The 7,156-nt window shown below is 35.5% G+C and carries 7 protein-coding genes; all 7 read right to left on the reverse strand.

Annotated features, from left to right (window positions below):
* A partial coding sequence (locus tag AC1W31_RS19810) for a GDP-mannose 4,6-dehydratase (protein ID WP_481736231.1) occupies positions 1-413 on the reverse strand: 413 nt, incomplete at its 3' end.
* A 322-nt stretch (positions 414-735) separates the two neighbouring features.
* Complete coding sequence (tviB, locus tag AC1W31_RS19815; protein ID WP_481736232.1) at positions 736-2,010, reverse strand: Vi polysaccharide biosynthesis UDP-N-acetylglucosamine C-6 dehydrogenase TviB; 1,275 nt, start codon at positions 2,008-2,010, stop codon at positions 736-738.
* 297 nt (positions 2,011-2,307) lie between these two features.
* Positions 2,308-4,218 (reverse strand): phosphoglycerate dehydrogenase, encoded by a 1,911-nt coding sequence (serA, locus tag AC1W31_RS19820; protein ID WP_481736233.1) that lies wholly within the window; start codon positions 4,216-4,218, stop codon positions 2,308-2,310.
* A 27-nt stretch (positions 4,219-4,245) separates the two neighbouring features.
* Positions 4,246-5,169 carry a TraB/GumN family protein gene (locus AC1W31_RS19825; RefSeq protein ID WP_481736234.1) on the reverse strand — a complete coding sequence of 308 codons (924 nt, stop codon included), beginning with the start codon at positions 5,167-5,169 and terminating at the stop codon, positions 4,246-4,248.
* Positions 5,170-5,254: 85 nt separating this feature from the next.
* Entirely contained in the window at positions 5,255-5,668 is a 414-nt protein-coding gene (locus AC1W31_RS19830; protein WP_481736235.1) for a PIN domain-containing protein, read from the reverse strand.
* The gene (locus AC1W31_RS19835; protein ID WP_481736236.1) at positions 5,661-5,876 is read right to left on the reverse strand and encodes a hypothetical protein; all 216 of its coding nucleotides are present in this window, start codon (positions 5,874-5,876) and stop codon (positions 5,661-5,663) included. Before AC1W31_RS19835 ends, AC1W31_RS19830 begins: the two co-directional genes overlap by 8 nt.
* 47 nt (positions 5,877-5,923) lie before the next feature.
* Positions 5,924-6,892, reverse strand: a complete 969-nt coding sequence (locus AC1W31_RS19840; RefSeq protein WP_481736237.1) for a YheT family hydrolase — start codon at positions 6,890-6,892, stop codon at positions 5,924-5,926.
* Positions 6,893-7,156: the final 264 nt, after the last annotated feature.

Consider the following 7,156-nt stretch of genomic DNA (forward strand, 5'->3'; position numbering starts at 1 on the left):
CCGTATAATTCAGACGTTGAGGCTTGGTATATTTTGGTTTTTTGGGTTAACCCTAATAACCTAACGGCTTCTAAAATTCTGAGGGTACCAATTCCGTCCACTTGGGCGGTATATTCTGGTTCATCAAAAGAAACCTTTACGTGAGACATGGCCCCCAGGTTATAAATTTCATCGGGTTGAACTTCTTGGATAATTCTAATAATATTAGTCGAGTCGCTTAAATCACCATAATGAAGAATAAATTTCACATCATCTTCGTGTAAATCTTCGTAAAGATGGTCAATTCTTTGGGTATTGATTAAAGAACTTCTCCGTTTAATTCCGTGTACTTCGTAATCTTTTGAGAGTAATAGTTCTGCTAAGTAGGCACCGTCTTGTCCTGTAATACCTGTAATGAGTGCTTTTTTCTTCATGTTTAAATGTAATTTTAGACGCTATCGTCTTTAGTAAAGAGGGGTTAGATTTTAGTTGTTAGTGCTAATTAGAAAATGATAACCTATCTAAATATAATTGGAGCGGTGAACCGCCTAATTTCTAACTTATGCTTATAAATAGCATTTAACTTATATGGGCAACTTACTAAAAAGTAGTTGAAAGTTGTCCGTAAATATAATACAGTAAATCTTTGGAGCGAAATATTATTTTTAATTGAATGGTAAAATGAGCGGTAAAATGTTGATTTTTAGCATTTTGCACAAATTTTTTCAGGTATGAAATTTATTAAACGGTAGATAGTTATAACCTTGCATCAACGGTATTTTTGTCATAAATACCTTTAATGTCAAAAACAACTGCGTTTGTATTTTTGAAGTTTTCTAAGTCTAATGCTTTATATTCATCATGAGAAACGGCCAAAAGAATACCATCGTATTGATCGTTCAGCGTATCTAATAACGTAATCTGATATTCTTCTTTTACTTCGGGTTTGCTGGCCCATGGGTCGTACACATCCACCTGAACGCCAAACTCTTTTAGTTCATTATATACGTCAATAACTCGTGAATTACGGATATCGGGGCAATTTTCTTTGAAGGTAATTCCTAAAATCAACACTTTACTGCCTTCAATTTTATGCCCTTTTTTGATGAGTAATTTTATCAGTTTGTTCGCTACAAAAATGCCCATGTTATCGTTGACTCGTCGGCCCGAAAGAATAACTTGTGGATAATAACCCAAGCTTTCGGATTTATGGAGTAAATAGTAAGGATCTACGCCAATGCAATGTCCACCCACGAGGCCTGGTTTGAATTTTAGGAAATTCCATTTTGTTCCGGCGGCTTCCAATACTTCGGAAGTGTCGATACCCATTTTATCAAAAATGAGTGCCAATTCATTGACAAATGAAATATTTACGTCACGTTGCGCATTTTCAATGGCTTTGCTGGCTTCGGCTACTTTCAGAGAAGTGGCTTTATAAGTACCGGCTTCAATGATTGAACCGTATAAATCATCCACAAAATCGGCAATTTCGGGCGTTGAACCCGAGGTTACTTTTTTGATTTTTGTGAGGGTATTTATTTTATCACCGGGATTAATTCTTTCGGGAGAATAGCCGCAAAAGAAGTCTTGATTAAATACCAGGCCACTTTCTTTTTCTAACACTGGCACGCAGTCTTCTTCCGTACAACCTGGATAAACGGTTGATTCATAGACGACAATGTCGTTTTTTTTGAGGATTTTTCCTACGGTTTTGCTGGCGGAAAGGAGAGGAGTTAAATCTGGTTTTTTGTATTTATCAATGGGCGTTGGAACGGTAATAATAAATATATTGCACGTTTTTAAGGCTTCTTTATTCGTGGAAAATGACAAATATTGCAGCGATTTTAACGCTTCGGAGGTCATTTCTTGGGTTCTATCGTAACCGCTTGTGAGTTCATCAATGCGGGTTTGGTTGATGTCAAAGCCTAACACTGCGTATTTTTTTCCAAATTCAACGGCAAGGGGTAAACCAACATATCCGAGACCAATAATGGCAATTTTGATGTTTTCGGGTTGGGAAATACTGTGCATGAATGTTTTATGGGGGCTTAATTATAATAGGAAAGCTAAATGGATTTTAGCAAAATTTAATTAAATGGAATGTAAATGTACGAATCTATTATTTAAGTATGCAAAAGCATTTTCGGTTTTTTACGATAGGGCGATGTTATGCTGGTAGGCCATCACTTTCACAAGTATACTCTGAATAAATTTGCTATGAATTTGTGCCGTTTTTAACCCAGTGCAAATCCATAACAAATCCCACCTAATTCCCACCCAATTCCCACCCAATTCCCACTCAGTCCGACTCAGCAAAATGCAAAGTGACTAATACAACATTCTAAACTTAATGGTATGATCAATATCTTTCAATTCTTCCACAATTTCGTCGGCGTATTGTTTGGCAATATCCGTAATTACGTAGCCGATTTCGTTGGTTGTTTTCAAGTATTGACCTTTAATATTGACGTTATATTTGGCAAAAACGTTGTTGATTTTAGCCAGAATACCAGGAACATTTTGGTGAATATGCAATAAACGGTGCGCATCTTCCAAGGGTGGTAATTGTAATTCTGGGAAATTTACCGAACCGTAAGTACTACCATTATTCATGAATTGCAATAATTTACTCGGTACAAATTCTCCGATATTCGCTTGCGCTTCTTCCGTTGAACCGCCCACGTGAGGAGTCAAAATTACTCTTGGCAACCCACGCAATTCATTGATAAATTCTTCGTCGTTTGTTTTTGGCTCGGAAGGAAAAACGTCCACGGCGGCACCCCACACTTTGCCAGATTTTAAGGCATTGACCAAAGCAGGAATTTCAACGACGTGTCCACGAGAAAGATTTACGAAAATTACATTGTCTTTCATTTGAGCAAATTCTTTTTCACCAATGATGTTTGCATTGGTTTTACGGCCGTCCACGTGGAGGGAAATAAAATCAGAAATGTTCAACAATTCTTCTAAAGTCTTACATTTCTTGGCATTTCCTAAGGCTAATTTATCGACGGCATCGTAGAAATGAACTTCCATGCCCAATGCTTCGGCAATGACTGAAATTTGCGTTCCGATGCTTCCGTAACCCACTAAACCCAATTTTTTACCTCTGATTTCGTAAGAATTTTTCGCCGATTTATCCCAAATTCCTTCGTGCATTTTGTTGGATTTGGTCATGATGTCACGGGTTAAGATAATCATTTCACCAATCGCCATTTCTACTACCGAACGGGTATTTGAGTAAGGGGCATTGAAAACGGCAATCCCACGGCGTTCGCATTCGTCCAAATTGATTTGGTTGGTACCAATACAAAATGCGCCAACTGCCATCAAACGGCTGGCGTTTGGATGTTCCAAAACACGTTTAGTTAAATTGGTTTTTGAACGTAAACCTAAGATAGAAACGCCTTTAATTTTCTCAATTAATTCGTCTTCATCCAAAGCACCTTTTAATAATTCTACCTGAAAACCTTCCGATGTAAAGGCTTTTACGCCATTTGGGTGAACGTTTTCGAGCAATAAAACTTTGATTTTCGATTTTGGATAGGATTGCGCTCGGTTTAAATCGTTGATGTATAAAAACTCATCGAAAGATGCTACTACTTCATCGGCTACGTCGGTTACTTTTTTACGAGAAACGTTTTCGGTAAAGGCAAAAAATTTGTTTGCCAACCCTGATTCACGCAATTCATAATCCGTATAACCATCCCCAATGGCATAAATATCTCCTTCAAAATCAAGCGATTGTAACAATTTTACCTTGCCTTTGTCTTGTGACAAAAGATTATCTCCGTCGTAACCTGTAATGTTTCCCTCGGCATCGTAAACAAAAGTGTTGGCGTAAATATTCTCTTCCAAAACGCCCATCGACATAGCTACAGGAACGATAAAATCTTTGAAGCCAGACGAAACGATGTAAACGGAAGCGGCGTTTTCACGTAAAAATGCTTCATTACGAGCGAATGAATCGGAGATTTTACCCATCAAAAACTCAATCAATTCACTTACGTGCGTACGATTGGCGGGCAATAGGGCAACCCGTGCTTTGAGTGAATCGGCAAAACCGATTTCGCCAGCCATGCCTTTGTCGGTGATGGCTTTGATTTCACCCACGATTTTATCACGGTCTTTGTGACCTTTGAGGGCAATCGCTGCCAATTCGTCAAGTCCTTCTACTTTTGTAAAAGTTGAGTCAAAATCAATGACGTAAATAATTTCTTGTGCTGTGTTGGTTAACATTTATTTTTTTTTCTATTTTCTTCAATTCTAAAAACCTGTCATATTGAGTGATAATGGTCTAACAGTAAAACCTTGTTGTTTTAACAGATTTACAAGCCCTTTTTCTCCTCCTAAATGAGCTGCACCTACTACAAAAAAAGTGCTTTTCTGTGAAGCAATTGTTGGAATTTTACCAAGCCACAAAAGGTTTCTTTCATCAATAATTACTTTGTGATAATCGTCATTTTGGGCATCTTGAACCACAAAACTATGTATTTTATCAATATCCATTTCAAAATACAACTTGACCATATCATTGTAACTCGAACCAATCACAGTTTTATCAACATTCATTTCATAAACACTTTTTACTTGTTCTAAAAGCAAATTTGCCTGCCTTTCAAATGGCAATTGATTTATAATTCTATCTCTTTCTACTGCGGTTTCAAGCCCAAAAATTCTTCCTGTATTTTCAAGTAAAAGACTTCCAGCGGGAAAAAGTCTTGCAAATTCGGCTTCGTAAGAATACCTATTTCGACAAACTTGTTTAAACGTTTTTCCAGTATAATTCGTCATTAAAAATAAAGGGCTTCTATTATCTTTTTTGTCAAGATTTATATGGAGTGAATCTTTAAAATATCGTTCAACTAAGTTGTAATCTTCATCAGAGTAATATTGACGTAATGAGTAATTTTCATCTTGTACTTTATTAAGTTTTTTGAATCTGAAATACTCAAAAAGATTATCCACGTCTATTTCAAAATAAACCTGTTTAGTATAATCACAAACAGCATTTAATTTTCTATCCCATTTAAAATCTTTCTTGCAAATTGTGTGCATTGAACCATACATATAAGATGGCTTTTTAAGTCCATTGCCTTCAATAATCCATAATAAAGATTGACTTTTAAGCGTAAATGTTGATAGAAATAAAAATAGAATGAGTACAAGTTTTTGAATAATTGTTGTCATATTTAAGATTATTGTGGTTTTATTATTTCATGTATTTTCTGTAATTGGACAAACAACATAGACGTACACCAACCTGCTATACTTTCTACATCTCAAAGAATTGCTTAAATCCTTTATTACTTAATCCGGTCTTTATCGGCTGGTCAAATGTCCATAACACACATTCTAATTGAATGGTTAAGGCTACAAAAGGCACATCTTTTTCGTCAATATCTTTGCAAAGTCTGTATGCTTCAAGGTAATTTCCAATAGAGATAATGTCCTCATTTACAAACGTTATTCGTTGTAAAAGAAGGTTCAAATACTCGTAAAATTCATCTTCTAATTGAGTATTATTTTTGAGAATTTTCTCTTTGTGTTTAAAGATTTCGACCAGTAGAAATTTAGGGGCGTAAAAATGATATTGTTCTTGGTTTAACATCTCACGAATGTATGAGTTTTTAAGGCGAAGAGCCTTAAAAACAATGTTTGTATCAACGACAATAATTTTCTTATTCATTGATAAAACGTTTTTTGTTTTTCTCCCACCAATCTGCCTTTATTTCTTCTCCCAAAGTTTCGATACTTTCGTCAAAATCAAATTTACGAGCCAGTTCTTGTATCCGTAAATTCTCCAAAAGTTTAACCAACCATTCTTTGTCAAACATTGATTTATCTATTGAAATCAAATATTTGTCGTTTTGAGTATTCAATTGTATTCCTGTCATGGTCTTCTTTTTTAAAGATTCTAAGCAAAATTACTAAAATGTTCTCATCAACTCATTAACCACGTCAAAGCCCTTTTCTCCGACCATAAAACGCCTTGATAATCATCGGGATAAAAGCCACAATGCCCACCCATTTTTGGGGCTTGGAAATAGACTTTTTCTAACGTTTTTATCTGCTCAAAAGGGAAACATTTATTTGAGAGAAAAGGGTCGTTTTGGGCGTTAATGATTAACGTGGGAATGCTAATATTATCCAAAAAGTATAGCGAACTGTTACGCTCGTAATAATCTTCGGCATCAATAAATCCATGGAGTTGTGAAGTATAAGTATCATCAAAATCCTTTAAAGTTTTGATTTTGGCGATGTTTGAAGTGTCGATGTTGAATTCGGGGAAACGTTGAGATTTCGCCAAAATCTTCTTTATCAAGGACTTATTAAATCGTTTGGTATAAAGCCAACCAATCTTTTTGCTACTACTTGAAAGGTGTAAAGGTACTGAAAAAGTGATTGCCTTCTGAATTTCTGAATAAAGATTTTGCCCTTTTTCTCCTAAATATTTTAGGGTTAAATTGCCGCCAAGGCTGAATCCGACTAAGTATATTTTATTGTAATTTTTTGATAATGAATATTTTATAATCGTTTCTAAGTCGTCGGTTGCTCCACTGTGATAAAATCTTTTGGTTTGATTTAATTCACCCGAACAACTTCTGAAATTCCAAGCCAAACAGTCAAAACCGTGAGTGTTGAAATTTTTGACCATCCCCGTGATATACTGTCGTGATGAATCGCCTTCGAGGCCGTGGGATAAAATAATTAGTGATTTAGGGATTGAGTGATGGAATGAATATGCCTTTGAGAAATCTATATCCAAAAAATCACCATCATGCGTTTTTATTCGTTCACGCACGTAGTCGATGCCTTCAACTTTACGAAAAAGGGAGGGGAAAATCGTTTGTGATTGACCATCGGGAAGCCAAAAAGGTGGTTTATAATCGTCCGTATTAATGATTGGCATACATTTTCAAAATTAAGACTTGAAATTACACCCAATCTTTGAATTGTTTAATATTTATAAGGAATATCCATGAATTTTCATGGAATAATCAAAATAAAAGGGCAGTAACTGTGAAAGTTAATGCCCTTTTGTATAGGATAGAGGTATATTTAATTATTTGTAAAACTGACTTTCGTTTGATTTAGGTTCATTATAACCTTCCATGTCATTCAAATTTCCTCTTTCAGAATGCTCAATAATATCTTCTGCTAAATCAGCAGAATC

The sequence above is a fragment of the Arcicella sp. genome (genome assembly GCF_964672035.1).

Bases quoted from the DNA above. Each gene is read 5' to 3' on its own strand.
- serA (WP_481736233.1), bottom strand. From the start codon at position 4,218: ATGTTAACCAACACAGCACAAGAAATTATTTACGTCATTGATTTTGAC.
- AC1W31_RS19825 (WP_481736234.1), bottom strand. From the start codon at position 5,169: ATGACAACAATTATTCAAAAACTTGTACTCATTCTATTTTTATTTCTA.
- tviB (WP_481736232.1), bottom strand. From the start codon at position 2,010: ATGCACAGTATTTCCCAACCCGAAAACATCAAAATTGCCATTATTGGT.
- AC1W31_RS19835 (WP_481736236.1), bottom strand. From the start codon at position 5,876: ATGACAGGAATACAATTGAATACTCAAAACGACAAATATTTGATTTCA.
- AC1W31_RS19840 (WP_481736237.1), bottom strand. From the start codon at position 6,892: ATGCCAATCATTAATACGGACGATTATAAACCACCTTTTTGGCTTCCC.
- AC1W31_RS19830 (WP_481736235.1), bottom strand. From the start codon at position 5,668: ATGAATAAGAAAATTATTGTCGTTGATACAAACATTGTTTTTAAGGCT.